The sequence below is a fragment of the Streptomyces sp. NPDC059003 genome, from assembly GCF_042740445.1.
Classification (GTDB): Bacteria; Actinomycetota; Actinomycetes; order Streptomycetales; family Streptomycetaceae; genus Streptomyces.
The window spans coordinates 36,149-51,640 of the sequence record NZ_JBHYJH010000021.1 but is presented as its reverse complement, the minus strand read 5'-3'; the positions used below and the strand labels follow the sequence as shown (position 1 = coordinate 51,640).

Annotated in this window: 13 protein-coding genes; 9 read left to right on the top strand and 4 right to left on the bottom strand. The window is 73.9% G+C overall.

All coding sequences use genetic code 11. The annotated features are described in order from the left end of the window. Positions 1-70: 70 nt before the first annotated feature. The gene (locus ACFWZ5_RS11440) at positions 71-649 is read left to right on the top strand and encodes an adenylosuccinate lyase (protein ID WP_384800405.1); all 579 of its coding nucleotides are present in this window, start codon (positions 71-73) and stop codon (positions 647-649) included. A 6-nt stretch (positions 650-655) separates the two neighbouring features. Here the strand turns inward: ACFWZ5_RS11440 and ACFWZ5_RS11435 are convergent, their stop codons facing one another. After that, positions 656-1,147 carry an SRPBCC family protein gene (locus tag ACFWZ5_RS11435; protein WP_384800408.1) on the bottom strand — a complete coding sequence of 164 codons (492 nt, stop codon included), beginning with the start codon at positions 1,145-1,147 and terminating at the stop codon, positions 656-658. A 58-nt stretch (positions 1,148-1,205) separates the two neighbouring features. Here ACFWZ5_RS11435 and ACFWZ5_RS11430 point away from each other — a divergent pair, with 58 nt between their 5' ends. Continuing rightward, positions 1,206-1,817, top strand: coding sequence for a TetR/AcrR family transcriptional regulator (locus ACFWZ5_RS11430; RefSeq protein ID WP_384800410.1), 612 nt, complete (start codon positions 1,206-1,208; stop codon positions 1,815-1,817). Positions 1,818-1,882: 65 nt separating this feature from the next. Here the strand turns inward: ACFWZ5_RS11430 and ACFWZ5_RS11425 are convergent, their stop codons facing one another. The 3 genes from ACFWZ5_RS11425 to ACFWZ5_RS11415 form a co-directional block, all read right to left on the bottom strand. Further along, positions 1,883-2,320: a RidA family protein gene (locus ACFWZ5_RS11425; RefSeq protein WP_384800413.1), complete on the bottom strand. Its 438-nt coding sequence runs from the start codon at positions 2,318-2,320 to the stop codon at positions 1,883-1,885. 52 nt (positions 2,321-2,372) lie between these two features. Continuing rightward, the gene (locus ACFWZ5_RS11420; RefSeq protein ID WP_384800416.1) at positions 2,373-3,950 is read right to left on the bottom strand and encodes an alpha/beta hydrolase; all 1,578 of its coding nucleotides are present in this window, start codon (positions 3,948-3,950) and stop codon (positions 2,373-2,375) included. Between the two features lie 145 nt (positions 3,951-4,095). Next, complete coding sequence (locus ACFWZ5_RS11415; RefSeq protein WP_384800419.1) at positions 4,096-5,130, bottom strand: Rv2578c family radical SAM protein; 1,035 nt, start codon at positions 5,128-5,130, stop codon at positions 4,096-4,098. A gap of 189 nt (positions 5,131-5,319) precedes the next feature. Between ACFWZ5_RS11415 and ACFWZ5_RS11410 the strand changes: the two genes are divergently transcribed. The 7 genes from ACFWZ5_RS11410 to ACFWZ5_RS11380 all read left to right on the top strand — a co-directional run bounded on the left by ACFWZ5_RS11410 (position 5,320) and on the right by ACFWZ5_RS11380 (position 15,473). Continuing rightward, positions 5,320-5,763 carry an SRPBCC family protein gene (locus tag ACFWZ5_RS11410; RefSeq protein WP_384800422.1) on the top strand — a complete coding sequence of 148 codons (444 nt, stop codon included), beginning with the start codon at positions 5,320-5,322 and terminating at the stop codon, positions 5,761-5,763. A gap of 216 nt (positions 5,764-5,979) precedes the next feature. After that, a complete protein-coding gene (locus ACFWZ5_RS11405) occupies positions 5,980-8,397 on the top strand; it encodes an MFS transporter (RefSeq protein ID WP_384800425.1) in 2,418 nt (805 codons plus the stop codon). Between the two features lie 231 nt (positions 8,398-8,628). Continuing rightward, entirely contained in the window at positions 8,629-11,055 is a 2,427-nt protein-coding gene (locus tag ACFWZ5_RS11400) for a SpoIIE family protein phosphatase (protein WP_384800428.1), read from the top strand. Between the two features lie 187 nt (positions 11,056-11,242). Next, a complete protein-coding gene (locus ACFWZ5_RS11395; RefSeq protein ID WP_384800431.1) occupies positions 11,243-11,962 on the top strand; it encodes a class I SAM-dependent methyltransferase in 720 nt (239 codons plus the stop codon). A 53-nt stretch (positions 11,963-12,015) separates the two neighbouring features. Continuing rightward, a complete protein-coding gene (locus ACFWZ5_RS11390) occupies positions 12,016-13,164 on the top strand; it encodes a hypothetical protein (RefSeq protein ID WP_384800434.1) in 1,149 nt (382 codons plus the stop codon). 171 nt (positions 13,165-13,335) lie between these two features. Continuing rightward, complete coding sequence (locus ACFWZ5_RS11385; protein ID WP_384800437.1) at positions 13,336-13,506, top strand: hypothetical protein; 171 nt, start codon at positions 13,336-13,338, stop codon at positions 13,504-13,506. Positions 13,507-13,571: 65 nt separating this feature from the next. Then, entirely contained in the window at positions 13,572-15,473 is a 1,902-nt protein-coding gene (locus tag ACFWZ5_RS11380; protein WP_384890660.1) for an HEXXH motif domain-containing protein, read from the top strand. Positions 15,474-15,492: the final 19 nt, after the last annotated feature.

The window sequence follows — 15,492 nt, the reverse complement described above, 5'->3', positions numbered from 1 at the left end:
ATTAACCGGTGAGTAACGAGCGCGCCAGCCCCCGGTGTCTGTGACCTCCGTCGCGACTAGGCTCCTCGCCATGGATGCGGAGTTGCGGACGGTGACGGGTCGCTTACGACGCGAGGCGGCGGCGTCGGGAGCGCTGGACGCGTACGAGAGGCTGCTGGCCGTCAGTGATCCGGACGAGCTCGCGGGGGTGCTCCAGGCCGCCGGGCAGCCTTTGTGGGCCCGCGAGTTGGCGGCGGTGCGGCTCGGCGCCGCGGGGGACCGGCGGGCCTTCGAGTCGCTCGTGCTGCTGCTCAACCACCGGGATCCGCCGCGCTGCGCCGCGGCCGCGTACGCGCTCGCCCGGCTCGGCGATCCGCGCACGGCCCGCGCCGCGGCCGCGCTCGCCACGAACGAGCTGCGCGTCGCCTACGCCCTGCACCCCGTGCGGCTGCTCACGGAACTGCGCGCCCCCGAGTCCGCCCCCGCGCTCATCGTCACGCTCCAGCGGCGCCTGACGCCCAACGACCCGTACGGCAAGGTCGCGCTCGCCTGCGTGGAGGGGCTCGGCGCGCTGGGGGACGCGCGGGCGATTCCGGTGCTGACGGCGGCGTGCTCCCACCCGCGCCTCGCGGCGGCGGCGTCGGCGGCCCTCGCGCGGGTCTCGGCGTGAGGGCCGTCAGCCGGGCGTGATGCGGCGCAGGAAGCGGACGTACGGGCTCCAGCGGGCGGGGCGCGCCACCGTGCCGGTGAGGGCCGACTCGGCGCGGTCCAGGCTGTCTTCGAGGCAGGCGTCGTGGAAGGAGCGGAACGCGAGCGGCCAGGTGAGCCGGGCCGCGCCGCGGGCGCGCATGGCCAGGGTGTGCCGCAGGACGGCGCTTCCGTCGTCGCCGTCCACCGGGTGGACCGAGTACTCGTGGAAGCCGTCGAAGCCGCGCGGTCCCGTGAAGGTGAAGCGCACCCACTGCTGGGGGGCGTGCGCCGCGACCGTGTAGCGCACCGGTCCGTGGCCGCCGCGCGAGCCGGGGGCGAGGCCGCGGTCCAGCTCCATGGGCGGCCAGTCGGCGCGCGGCCACAGTGGGTCGTCGGCGGTGGCGAGGGCGTCGATCAGGGCGCCGACCTCGCTCGGCTTGGCGGGCAGGAGGCGTTCGTGGACGTTGAGGACGGCCATGGTGGCTCCCGAGTTTTGGAGGGGCCTCTCTATTTAATTGGAGGGTACTCTCCAATACATGGCGAGGCCACCCCGGTATGACGTAAGCCGCTTTCTCGACGCCGCCGTCGGCCTGGCTGCCGACGCGGGTCCCGCCGCGGTCACGATGGCGGCCGTCGCGAAGGCCGTCGGCGCGCCCAGCGGTTCGGTGTACCACCGCTTCCCGTCGCGCGCGGCGCTGCTCGCGGAGGTGTGGCTGCGGACCGTCGAAGGCTTCCAGGAAGGGTGGTTCGCGGCCCTCGCCGACGAGGGTGGGCCGCGCGCGGCCGCCCGCGCCGCGGCGGTCCACGTCGTCGCCTGGAGCCGGGCGCACCCGAAGGAGGCCGCCCTGCTCCTGTACGGCGCCGCCGACTTCGGCGAGGGCGACTGGCCCGGACCGAGCGCCGCCCGCGCGCGGGCCGGGCACGACCGGGTGCGCGAGGCCGTCACCGGCCTGTGCGCGGCGCTCGGCGCGGACGGCGCGCGGTCCGCCGATCGCGTCGCGCTCGCGGTGATCGACATGCCGCTGACGATCGTGCGCCGCCACGTCCGGCGCGGACAGGAGCTGCCGCCGCACGCGGAGGAACTGGCGGGGGAGAGCGCGCTGTTGCTGCTGGGCGAGGGCGAGGGCGAGGGCGAGGGCGGCGGCTGACCGCCACCCGCGCCTGTCCCCGGGTCCGCGCCCGTCACCGGCTCGCGCGGCCCCTCAGGCAGGCCCTAGGCGCCGACCACCGGCCCCGTGGGCCCCGTCGCCCCCTCCTCCGGCACGACCGCCAGCGCCTCTATCTCCATCAGGAAGGCCGGGTCGATGAGTCCCGCGACCTGCATGGCCGAGGACGCCGGGAGCCGCGCCGGGTCCAGATAGGCGTCCCGCGCGATGCGCACCGCGGGCATGTGGGCCATGTCCGTCACGAAGTACGTCAGCTTGATCACGTCGTCGAAGGTGGCGCCCGCGGCCGCGAGGCAGCGCCGCAGGTTCTCGAAGACCCGCATGGCCTGGGCCGCAGCGTCGCCCTCGCCGACCAGCTTGCCCTCCTCGTCGAGGGCGAGCTGTCCGGAGACGGCGACGAGGCGGCCGGTGCCCGTCACGACGTGCGTGTACGCCGTCGCCGGGGCGACTCCGTCGGGGGCGTGGATGTGCGTCAGTCGGTTCATGATCCCCATGGTGGACCACGGGTCCGACAACGCCCCCGCCGGAGCCTGTCGTTCAGCCGCGGATGCCGAGCAGCCCGTGCAGCTCGCCGCCGCGCGGCGCCGCGCTCCTGGCGCCCGCGCTGTCCGGCTTGGGGTCGGGGAGCGCCTTGCACACCGCGTCGACCTCACCGCCGCTGTGCGGCACCTTGCCGTTGGTCAGATACGTCGCCAGATACCGGTCGAGACAGGCGTTCCCGCTCAGCGAGATGCCGTGGTTGCCGCCGCCCAGCTCCACGACCAGGCTCGACCCGCGCAGCTTGCGGTGTAGCGTGGCCGCGCCCTCGTACGGCGTGGCCGCGTCGTCGGTCGCCTGGAGGAGCAGCACCGGCGGCACCGAGCCGTTGGTCACCTCCGTGGGGTTCAGCGGCTTGGTCGGCCAGAAGGCGCACGGCGCGTTGTACCAGGCGTTGTTCCAGGTCAGGAAGGGCGCCTTCGCGTACACCTTCCAGTTGTCGTGGCGCCACCGGCCCCAGTCGCGCGGCCAGCCCGCGTCCCTGCACTGCACGGAGGCGTAGATCGAGTAGCCGTTCTCGCCCGCGGCGTCCACGGCGCCGAAGTTCTCGTACGCCTCGACGAGCGGGTCGGAGTCCTTGTCGTTCACGTACGCCGCGAAGGCCTCGGCGAGGAACGGCCAGTAGCCGTTGAAGTAGCCGCCGGGCAGATACGTGTCCTCGAGCTCGGCCGAGCCGACCTTCTTGCCGGCCGGCCGCTTGGCGACGGCGGCGTGCATCGCGTACCACTTGGCCTCGACCTTCGCCGGGTCCTTGCCGAGCTTGTACGCCTTGTGGTGCTTGGCCACCCAGGCGAGGAACGCCTTGTGGCGGGCGTCGAAGGCGAAGTCCTGCGTGAGGTTGGCCTCGTACCAGACCTTCGTCGGGTCGACCACGGAGTCGAGCGCCATGCGGCGGACCCGGTCCGGGTACAGCTTCGCGTAGACGGCGCCCAGGTAGGTGCCGTACGAGTAGCCGAAGTAGTTGATCTTCTTGGCGCCGAGGGCCGTCCGGATGGCGTCCATGTCCTTGACGGCGCTCACGGTGTCGATGAACGGCAGCAGGTGCCCGTACTTCTTCGCGCACGCGGCGGCGAACGCCCGCGCGCGGGTGAGGTTGGCCCTCTCCAGGGATGCGGTTTTCGGTACGGACGCGGGGCGCACCGGGGCGGCGTGCCCGGGGCGGCAGGTGAGGGCGGGCTCGCTCTTGCCGACGCCGCGCGGGTCGAAGCCCACGACGTCGTACTGCGCGGCCACCTTCTTCGGCAGGGCCTTGGCGACGAAGCCGGCCATGGTCAGGCCGCTGGCGCCGGGACCGCCGGGGTTGACCAGGAGCGGGCCCTGGTACTTCGTCGAGGTGTGGGGGATGCGGGACAGGGCGAGCGTGATCTGCTCCCCGTGTCTGCGGTCGTGGTCGAGCGGCACCTTCAGGGACGCGCACTGGAGCTTCGGGTAGTCCGGCGTCGCGCACTTCTTCCACGTCAGGGGCGTCGCGGTGTGCGGCACGGCCCGCGCACCGGCGCCCGCGGCGGACGGCACCGCCGTGACGAGACCGGCGACCAGGGCTGCGACGCCGCACAGACAGACGGCGCTTCTTCTCATCGAGCCTCCCGGGACGGAGGGTTCGGGGCCGTGCGGCCCACGACCCCCGCGGCATCGTCCCGGAAACCCGGTGCGGAAGGAGGCATTCTGGCCAGGAATGACCTGAAAGGGGCACACCGGACCCCTCGGGCGCGCGAGCCCCGGCTCACAGGAGCGTGAGCTGTGTGGCGCCGGGCGCCGGCTCGTTCTCCTGGGGTACGGGGATACGGCGCGCCGCGCCCGCGCGCGTGGGGCCGATGCCGTACTCCTGGGCCAGTTCGTGCACCTGACGGGTGATCCGCCGCTGGTACCACTTGGGGGCGTAGGAGCCTTCCGCGTACAGCCGCTCGTAGCGCCGCACCAGGTGCGGATGGTGCCGCCCCAGCCACTGCGTGAACCACTCGCGGGCGCCGGGCCGCAGATGCAGCACGAGCGGCGTCACGGAGGTCGCCCCCGCCGCGGCGATGGCCCGCACGGTGGCGCGCAGCTGGTCGGGGCCGTCGCTGAGGAACGGGATCACCGGCGCCATCAGGACGCCGCACTCGATGCCGTGCTCGCTCAGGGCGCGGACGGCGTCGAGGCGGCGCGACGGCGCGGGCGTGCCGGGCTCGACGGTGCGCCACAGCGCCTCGTCGAGGAAGCCGACGGACATCGAGACGCCCACGTCGGTGACGGCGGCGGCCTGCCGCAGCAGGTCCAGGTCGCGCAGGAGCAGCGTCCCCTTGGTGAGGACCGAGAACGGGTTCGCGTGGTCGCGCAGCGCCTCGATGATGCCCGGCATCAGGCGGTAGCGGCCCTCCGCGCGCTGGTAGCAGTCGACGTTGGTGCCCATCGCGATGTGGTCGCCGCGCCAGCGGGGCGAGGCGAGCCGGCGGCGCAGCAGCTCGGGCGCGTTGACCTTCACGACGATCTGGCTGTCGAAGCCGAGGCCGGTGTCCAGGTCCAGATAGCTGTGCGTCTTGCGGGCGAAGCAGTACACGCACGCGTGCGTGCAGCCCCGGTAGGGGTTGACCGTCCACTCGAAGGGCATGCGGGACGCCCCGGGCACCCGGTTCACGATCGTGCGGGCCCGGACCTCGTGGAAGGTGATCCCGCGGAACTCGGGGGTGTCGAAGGTCCGTGTGGTCACCGTGTCCGCGTCGAACAGCGCGGCGTCCGCGGTGCCCCGTCGCGGCCCGTCGGGCAGGTTCTCCCAGCGCATGGCGCCTCCTCGGTAACTCTGACCAGCACTGACCCGCACCGGGCGGCACGGGGCGGCACGGGCCACACAATAGAACACATGTTCCCTTGATCGTGCGACGGCAACCCCGGACCCGATTTGGGGCGCCGGTGCGCAGGGTGGTTGGCTGACCGTCGGACCCCCGAGACGACAACTGCTGGAGGAAGTGCAATGGCGCAGGTCGAGGCGACCACGGAGCGGATCATCGCGGCGACGCCGGAGGACGTCTTCGATGCCCTGGCCGACTACAGCGGCACGCGCGCGAAGATCCTGTCGGAGCACTTCAGCGAGTACGAGGTGCGCGAGGGCGGCGACGGCGAGGGCACCCTCGTCCACTGGAAGCTCCAGGCCACCAGCAAGCGCATCCGCGACTGCCTGCTCGAGGTGAGCGAACCCACCGACGGCGAGCTGGTCGAGAAGGACCGCAACTCCTCCATGGTCACCACCTGGCGCGTCACCCCGGGCGGCGAGGGCAAGTCGCGCGTGGTCGTCTCGACGGTGTGGAACGGCGCGGGCGGCATCGGCGGCTTCTTCGAGAAGACCTTCGCCCCCAAGGGCCTCGGCCGGATCTACGACACGGTCCTCGAGAAGCTCGCCGCCGAGGTCGAGAAGTAGCGGGCCCGTCCCGCCAACTCCCGTGCGGACCCCCGGGGTTGCTGCCGAGCTCACCGTTTCGAGTGGTTTTCGGCGCCGCCCCGGTCGTACGCCGTAGGGCTCCTACCGGCGGTTACGTGCGCCGGTGCACTCCCCGGGGACAACTCGTCGTACTTGCTCGCAGTTGTCGCGTAATGCGAGAAATGGGCGGCGCAGGGGCGACGAGGGGAGCAGCAGGTGGGCGGGACGACGCTGGCGATGAGCGCCGAGCACGGCGAACAGGCGGTCCCGCGGCCCCTGTCGGCCGACGTGACACGGGAGCCACCGCCGCCGGACCGCACCGAGCGGACCGCGCACGGGCTGAGCCCCGCGCGGGTCCGCATGGTCTTCGTCGGACTGATGCTGGCCCTGCTGCTCGCCGCCCTGGAGCAGATGATCGTGGCCACCGCGCTGCCGCGCATCGTCGGCGAACTGCACGGCCTGGACCGGATGTCCTGGGCCATCACCGCGTATCTGCTCACCGCCACCGTCGGTCTGCCCATCTACGGCAAGCTCGGCGACCTCTTCGGGCGCAAGGGCGTCTTCCAGTTCGCGATCGTCGTCTTCGTGATCGGCTCCGCGCTCGCGGGCGCCTCGCGCACCATGGACCAGCTCATCGCCTTCCGCGCCCTCCAGGGGGTCGGCGCGGGCGGCCTGATGATCGGCGTCCAGGCGATCATCGCCGACATCGTGCCGCCCCGCGCGCGGGGCCGCTACATGGGCATGATCGGCGCCGCCTTCGGCCTCGCGTCCGTCGCGGGCCCGCTGCTCGGCGGCTTCTTCACCGACCACGTCTCCTGGCGCTGGTGCTTCTACTTCAACGTGCCCTTCGGCCTGGTCACCCTCCTCGTCGTCGCGCTCGTCCTGAAGCTCCCCAAGCCCGCCTCCAGGGGGCGGCTCGACGTGCTCGGGGCGCTGCTCCTGACCGCCGCGTCCACCTGCCTCGTACTGCTGACCAGTTGGGGCGGCACCGAGTACGCGTGGGGCTCGCGCGTCATCCTGGGGCTCGCCGCCGGGGCGGTGGTCACGACCGTGCTGTTCCTCGTCGCCGAGCGCTTCGCCGCGGAACCGGTCATGCCGCTGCACCTGTTCCGCGACACCGTCTTCAACGTCACCGGTCTGGTGGGCCTCGTCATCGGCATCGCCCTCTTCGGAGCGGCCAGTTATCTGCCGACGTTCCTTCAGATGGTGGACGGAGCCAGCGCCACCGAGTCCGGGCTCCTGATGCTGCCGATGATGGGCGGCGTCGTCGGCGCGTCGATCCTCGCCGGACAGCTCATCAGCCACACCGGGCGCTACCGGATCTACCCCATCCTCGGCGGCGCCCTGTCCGTCGTCGGCATGTATCTGCTCTCGCACCTCGAGGCCGACACGCCACGGCTGCACTACAGCCTCTGGATGGCCGTCCTCGGCGCCGGAGTCGGCCTGGTGATGCCGGTGCTCGTCCTCGCCGTCCAGAACGCCGTGCCGCCCGCCGACCTCGGCAGCGCCACCAGCGCCAACAACTACTTCCGGCAGATCGGCGGCAGCGTCGGCGCCGCCGTCTTCGGCACCCTCTTCGCCGACCGCCTCACCGACGCGCTCGCCGAGCGGCTGCCCGAGGGCGTCGGCCTGCCGGACCCCGAGTCGATCACCCCCGAGATCGTGCACGCGATGCCCGCCTCCCTGCGCGAGGGCTACATCCAGGCGTACGCCGACGCGATGCCGCGGATCTTCCTCTACCTGGTGCCGGTGCTCGTCCTCGGCCTGCTGTTCGCCTGCTTCCTCAAGGAGACCCCCCTGTTGTCCAGTGCCGCGTCCTCGAACGCCTCCCTCGCCGAGCCCACAGCCATCCCCGAGGCCCGGTCCCCGTACGTCGCCGGGGTGCCCGTCTGCGGCACCGTGCAGCACCCTGACGGCACCGTCGTGCCCCGCGCCGCCCTCACCCTCATCGACGTCGCGGGCCAGCAGATCGGGCGCGGCGCCAGCGGCGACGACGGGCGGTACGCGCTCGCCACACCGGGCGCCGGATCGTTCGTCCTGATCGCCGCCGCGGGCGGGCACCAGCCGCAGGCCGTCACCGTCACCGTCGGCGAGCGCCCCGTGGAGCTCGACGTGGTGCTCGGCGGCGCGGGACGGCTCGCCGGGACCGTGCGCACCGCCGACGGCACCCCCGTCAGGGACGCCGCGGTGACCCTCACCGACGTACGCGGCGACGTCGTCGCCACCACCCGCAGCGGACGCGAGGGCGGCTATGTGATCACGGAGCTGGTGGCCGGCGAGTACACGCTCGCCGCGAGCGCGCCCGCGTTCCGCCCGGCCGCCCTGCCCGTCAGCGTGCAGGCCTCCCGCGAGACCCGCCAGGACGTCGAGCTCGCCGGGGGAGCGGTGCTGCGCGGCACGGTGCGGGCCAGCGGCGGGCGGCCCGTTGAGGACGCGCGCGTGACGCTCCTCGACGCCGCGGGCAACGTCGTCGACACCCTGACCACGGGCACCGACGGCACGTTCCGGTTCGTCGACCTGTCGTCCGGCGAGTACACGGTGATCGCCGCGGGGTACCCACCGGTCGCCACGGTGCTCCAGGTCGCGGGGGGCGGCAGGACCGAGCGGGATCTGCAGCTGGGCCACGAGGACTGAGGCGGGACCGGGCCGGGACTGAGCCGGGACTGGGCCGGGACTGGGCCAGGTCCGGGCCGGGATCGGGCCGGGACCGGGCCCCGGCAGTCGCGCGCGTCAGCCGCCCTCGTGCGCCCCGGAGGCGCCCCGTCCGGGGCCAATTCCCGCAAGGTGCCGCACGGTAACCCGTCACGGTCGTACGGTGGTTGGGGCGATGCAGATCTTGCCGTGCCGTGGGAAGGAGCGTTGGCCATGGAACGTGGGACCCCGGACGGCGGGCCGGTGACACAGGACGCCGTGCCCGGGCGCGTCCCCCTGGCCGTGGTCGTCATCGACGGCGCGGGGCTCGTGTCCCACTGGAGCGTCGGCGCGCGCCGCCTGTTCGGCCACCCCAAGGAGGAGGCGATCGGCCGTCCCGCGGGCGACCTGCTGCCCGTCTCCGGCGCGCTCCCGCAGAACGGCAGCCCCTACGGCGCGTACGACAGCCTCGGGCCCGACCTCGGCAGCTCCCTGGGCGGCCGCATCTCCTACCCCGCGGCGGGCCGCGCCCGCCTGACCGTGCCGGTGCGCGGCGGGGAGCGCCTGGACGTCCTGTGGTGGGCCTACCCGCTCGTCGGCCCCGGCCCCGAGCGGCTGCTCGTGCTCGCCGCCGACGCCGCGCGCCTGGCCGCCGCCGACGACCCGGACGGCGGCCGCGTGGAGCGCATAGCGCCCGGGTTCGCGCTGCACACGGACTTCCCCGGAGCGGACGAGCTGGCCGGGCGCCTGCCGGACATCCTGCCCAGCATGAGCGTGGGCGAAAGCGCCCGCATCGTGTCGCAGGTCCTGGAACTGGGCTATCCGGTCCTCGAATTCAGCCAGCACGACCGCGTGCCCGTCACCCCCGACTGGGGCGTACCGCGCCGCGCCGAGCGGCGGGCGCGCAGACAGCGCGCCGCCGAGGCGGTCGCCGCCGGGCGCACGCCCGAGCCGGACACCGCGGACGACGCCGAGGACCTCGAGTACGCGGCGGTGCGCGAACACCTGGAGTTCCTCAACGAGGTGAGCGCCCGCATCGGCTCCTCGCTCGACCTCGCGCAGACGATTCAGGAGGTCAGCAGGGCGGTCGTGCCGCGCTTCACGGACGTCGCGGGCACCTACCTGCGCGAGCAGGTCGTCGCCGGCGAGGGCTTCCCCGAAGGCGTGCCGGACGAGACGACGCTGTGGCACCGCGTCGCCGTGGAGCACACCGACGAGCCGGGCCGCTGGGACGACGTGGTGCCCGTCGGCGAGTCCATGCCGTTTCCCGCGCACACGCCGTTCTTCCAGTGCATGACCTCCGGAGAGCCCGTCCTCGTACCCCGCATCACCGAGGAGATGGGCAACGCGATCGCCTCGCAGTTCGAGAAGCGCGACATCCGGCCGCTGATCAACCACCGGTCGATGCTGGTCGTGCCCCTGAAGGCGCGCAACGTGGTGCTCGGGTTCATGATCCTCCTGCGCCACCGGGAGCGGCCCGTCTTCGACGACATGGACCGCGTCACCGGCGCCGAACTGGCCGCCCGCGCGGGACTCGTCCTCGACAACGCGCGCATGTACACGTACCAGGAGTCGGTCGCCGACACCCTCCAGGACAGCATGCTGCCGCACATACAGCCGCGCATGTCCGGCTGCGACATCGCCACGCGCTATCTGCCGGGCACCCTGCTCGGCCGCGTCGGCGGCGACTGGTTCGACTCCGTGAAGCTGCCCGGTGCCAGGACGGCCCTCGTCGTCGGCGACGTGATGGGCCACGGCCTGAACTCCGCGGCGATGATGGGCCAGCTGCGCACCGCCGTGCAGACCATGGCCGCGCTCGACCTGCCGCCCGCCCAGCTCCTGCGGAACCTCGACGACCTGGCGCAGCGGCTCGGCGAGCACTATCTGGCGACGTGCCTGTACGCCGTGTACGACCCCATCGCGGGCCATCTGCACCTGGCGAACGCGGGCCACATCCCGCCCGTCCTGGTGCGCGCCGCGGACGGCCGCAGCGAGCTCATCGACCTGCCGACCGGGGCGCCCATCGGCGTCGGCGGCGTCCCGTTCGAGTCGGTACGGGTGCGGGTCGCGCCCGGTGACCGGCTCCTGATGTGCACCGACGGGCTCGTCGAGGTGCGCGGCGAGGACATCGGCGTGGGCCTCGCCACGCTCGTCGAGTCGGCGGCCCACCCCGCGGCGTCCATGGACGACGCCTGCGACACGATCATCCGCGCGCTCAACGTCCGCGGCGGACGCAAGGACGACGTGGCCCTGCTGATGGCCCGCCTCAACGGCGTCGCGTCCGCCGACGTCGGGCACTGGCGGCTCGCCCCGGACCCGAGCGAGGTCAGCAGGGCGCGCGACCTGGTGCGCGGCCAACTGCGCGACTGGGGGCTCGACTCCCTGGAGCACACCGCGGCGCTGCTCGCCAGCGAGCTGGTCACCAATGCCGTACGGCACGCGCGGGGCGGCCGCATCGGCGTGCGCCTGGTCCGCGCGGGGCGGGTGCTGTGCGAGGTCGAGGACGACGACGCGACGCTGCCCATGCTCCTGAGCGCGGGCCCGGCCGACGAGTTCGGGCGGGGCCTGCGGATCGTCGCCGCACTCGCCAAGGAGTGGGGCACCAGCCGCACGAGCGCGGGCAAGACGGTGTGGTTCGAGCTGGAGCCGCCGCGCCGGTAGGCCCCGGCGTCGCACCCTCCGCCCGCCGCGTGGCGCCCGGGCCGGATGCGCACGGGCGCACGCCCGGGGAACGCGGATCGAAAGCGCCGTGAAGGTACGCGCGTGTGGCTTGTCGGGCGCCCCTGTGAGCGGTAGACCGATCTTGTCGTCGGCTTCGGCGGCGGTGGTCGCACCCTGAGGAGCTGGCATGAGCGTCACGAGTCGGTACCGGCAGGCGTGGGAGGGCTTCTGGAGCGAGGCGCCGCACGACGAGGGCGCCGTGTTCTGGGACTCCGCACCCGCCCTCGCCGCCGCCCTCCACCTGGCCCTGTTCGAGCCGCACGTGGCGGCGCCCGGCCTGCCGGTGGTGGACCTGGGCTGCGGCAACGGCACCCAGACCCGCTTCCTCGCCGACCGCTACCCGCACGTCCTCGGCGTCGACCTCTCGGAGTCCGCCATCGACCACGCGCGGCGCGCCGACCCCGCGGGGCAGGCCGAGTTCCGCCAGCTCGACGCGGTGGACAAGGCCGCGACCGAGCAACTGCACGCCGAACTCGGCGACGTGAACGTGTACATGCGCGGCGTCCTGCACCAGTGCGAGCCCGACGACCGGCAGCCGCTGCTCGACTCCATCGCGACGCTCACCGGCGAGCGCGGCAGAGCCTTCGTCGTCGAACTCGCCGAGGCCGCGGGGCCCGCGCTCAGAGCCCTGGTCCAGGGCGCGGGAGGGCCGCCGCCCAAGCTCGCGCCGGTCTTCGCCCACGGCATCGCGCCGGGTGAGGTCTCCGACGCGGCCGTGCCGGAGTACGTGCGCGCGGCGGGCCTCACCGTGCTCGCGAGTGGGGAACTCCCGCTGGCCACGACCGAGGCCACGGCCGACGGCACCCGGATCGAACTGCCGTCGAAGTGGCTGGTGGTGGGCCGCTAGGGTCGGGAGGACGGGCCGGTCCGTGCCGTCGGACGGCGGGGGAGGTAGCCAGCATGCGGGACCTGTTGCGAACGGCGCACGCCGTGGTCGTCGGGGTGGAGCGGTACGCGGGCGGGTCGGCGTGGGACCTGGACGGTCCTGCGGGGGACGCGCTCGCGTACGCGCACCGGCTGCTCGACGCGGGGCTGCCCCCGGACCGGCTCACGCTCCTCGTCTCCCCGCTGCCCGCCAACAGCGCCGCCGTCGAGCGCGCGGGGCTCGACCACCGGCCCGCCGACCGGGAATCCGTGCACCAGGTGCTGTTCCGTGAAGTGCCGCGCCGCAGCGGAGAGTTGTTCTTCCTGACCTGGTCCGGGCACGGCCTCGTCGATCCCGGCGGGCGGCGCCGGCTGCTGTACGCGGACGCCGTGCCGGAGGACATCCGCAGCCTGGATCTGGACGCGGCGCTCGCCGCCTGGCGCTCCGACCTGGTCCCGTCCTTCCCCCGCCAGGTGTGGCTGATCGACGCCTGCCAGGTCTTCGCCGACCCGGCGCGGGCCGGCGCCGCGCTGCGGCCCGACCCGGTGCCGGTGGGAACACTGCGGGAGCGGCCCGGACAGCACGCCCTGTTCGCGTGCGCGCCGGGGCAGACGGCGCGGGAGGGGCGGAGCGGCGGGCACGCCCCCTTCACCGCGCACGTCCTTGCGGCCATGGACGACTTCCTCGACGGAACCGCCGGTGTGCCCGACGGGGCCCCGGACCCCCGGCCGCTCATCGACGCCCTGCGGGAGCGCGTCACCGCCGCGGGGGACGGGACCGGTCAGACCCCCACGTACTTCTGGCACTCCGGCCCGGAGGGGCAGCGCGAGCACTGGTCCCGCCCGGCTCCCCCCGCCGTCCCCGGTGCGCCCGATGCCGCGGTCGCCCCCGCGCGCCCGTCCCGCGCGCAGCGCAAGCGGCTGCTCGACACCCTGGAGCGGGTACCGGCGATGGCCGATTCCGACACGCGCTCCAGCGTGATCCGGCAACTGCCGCCGGAGATCGCGGGCAGCGTCCCCCGCTCCGCGATCACCCGCTTCGCGCTCCTCGACCTCATCGACACCTGTCTGTCGTTCCCCGGAGGGCTCGGCGAACTGCTCGAAGCGCTGGACATGGTGGACGGCGGGACCTCGGCAGGCGCCGCGTTCGCGGCGGCGGTACGGGACGTGACGCCCCCTCGATGACGGGGCCGAGGGGCGGCGAATGCCTCTGGTGTGAAGCCGATGTGGGGCCCTGACGGTTCGAAAGGATGTCTGGGAGGTGGGGTTTCCGGTCTTCCCCGGCGGGGAGATGATGGGACAACGGCGGGTCGGCGTCGGCCGCTTCGACCCGGACGCTGGGAGGGCAACGGCACAATGGAGCACGCCGACAGCGCCATCGAGTCCGAACTTCTCGACCTCGGGGGAGTGCCGCTTGAGCAGCTACGCGCGACGAACAGCCGGGAACGGGTGGCCGACAAGCTGCGGCTGCTGCGCAAGCTCGATCAGCTCGACGTCAATTTCGGTGGTGACGAACCGCAGAGTTGACCCCGGAGGATCGGCATCGGCCGCGTCGCGCGCGGCGACCGTCAGTGGCCCGGTCGGGTCGGTCCATGCTTGCTGACGCCTCGTCGGGCGATGTCGGCCCGGCCCATCGGCACCGGCTCTCCGCAGCGGAGTTCGACACCCTGGCCGGCGGGGGTGGGGACGCCGACCTGCTCGCGAGGCTCTGGCAGGCGGAGCGCAGCCAACGGCTGCTCCTGCTCGACCTGTTCCTGGACCTGATCGGGGGGCGCCCGGAGGCGCTCGGCCCGCTGCCCGCCGCCGAGGAGGCATGGCGGCTCCTGCTCCGCGCGGAGAGCCGCGACCGGGCCGTGGCCGAGGACCTCCTGCTCCGGCCCGAGACCGGCCTGTGGCTGGCCGCCGTCCTGCGCCGCCTCCGTGGCGGGACCCCCGGCGCCGCCTCCCCGGCCGCCCCCGATGACACCGCGCCGGCGCTCGACGTACCCCTGTGGATCGACATCGGCCAGTTCCACGCGCTCGCCGCCGCAGCGGCCGTCCGCGCCGGGCTCGACTTCACCGCGGCCGTCCCCGCGCGGTACGGCACGGTCGGACTGCCCTCCGTCGGCAGGGCCGTGCTGCCGGGGGAGTGCGGGCGGGCACGGGAGCACGCCTGGGAGTGCGCCGAAGTCTCGTACGGAAAAGGCGAGTTATCCGTCCGCCTGGGCGGGCGGGTCGTGCGGGCCGCGTGGCCGGGCGGCGGACCCGCCATCGGCTGGGAACCGGCGCGTACGGCCACGCTGCCGCTGCCCGGTGCGGACGTCACGGTCCTCCTCGACGACCTCGGCTCCGAGCGCATCGTCCCGCCGCCGACCGGCCTGCCCCCCGAGCGGCTGCCCGACGGAGAGGCGCGGCGGTGGGCCGGCCTGCTGCGCGAGGCGGGTCCCCTGCTCGCCGCGGCGGACGCCCAGTCGGCCGGGGACATCGCGGCACTGCTGCGCAGCGTCGAGCCGCTGCCCATCCCCGAGCACGAGCGGCTGCGCAGCGCCACGTCAGGGGACGGGGTCGGCCGCCTCGCCTCCGGGCTGCCCGAGGACGCCCTCCAACTGGCCGCCGTGCTCGCCCACGAGATCCAGCACAGCAAGCTGGCCGTCCTGATGCACCTGTACCGGCTGTACGAGCCGGACGACGGCAGCCTCTTCTACGCCCCGTGGCGCGACGACCCGCGGTCGGTGCGCGGACTCCTCCACGGCGTGTACGCCTTCACCGGAGTCGCACGCTTCTGGCGGGGCTGGGCCGGGCGCCCAGGAGCCGACGAGGAGAGCGCCGCCGCCGCGCACTTCGAGTACGCGCTGTGGCGCCGCCAACTCCTGCGTGCTACACGGGAGGTGCAGCACCATCCGGGTCTCACCCCGCTGGGCAGCAGGGTGGTCCGGCGGCTCCGCGAGACGATCACGGGATGGGGACCGCCGGACCTCGCGCCACCCGTCCGTGCCATGGCCGAGGACGCGGCCGACCACCACGCGATGACCTGGCGGATGCACCACCTCGCCCCGGACCCCACGGTGGTGCACACCCTCGCGCGGGCCTGGCCGCGGCCGCTCACCCCGCTGGACGTCGGCGCACCCCAGGTCAGCCCCGACCCCGCGGTGCCCCATCTGGACACGGTCGCCGCCCTGTGCCGACTGCGGCTCACCGATCCGGGCGCGCTGAACAAGGTCGCGGGCTCGCCCCCGGACGTGACCGCCCTGGTCACCGGCGCGTCCGGTGCGGAGCTGCTGCACGTGCTCGGTGACAGCGAAGCGGCCCTCCGGCTGAGTACGACGGCCGTCCTGGAGACCGACGCGGACCCGTCCTCATGGGCCTGCCTCGCCCTGGCGCTGCGCGGTCATGTCCTCCAGGAGGCGCCGGAGTTGGCGCGTGCCGTGTACGGACACGTGAAAGACCGGGTCGGGAGCGCTCCCGACCCGGTCTCCTTCACCGCGTGGCTCGATGGTGTGGTGCGGATGCCCTGAGGCCCGAGGGGCGCAGGGC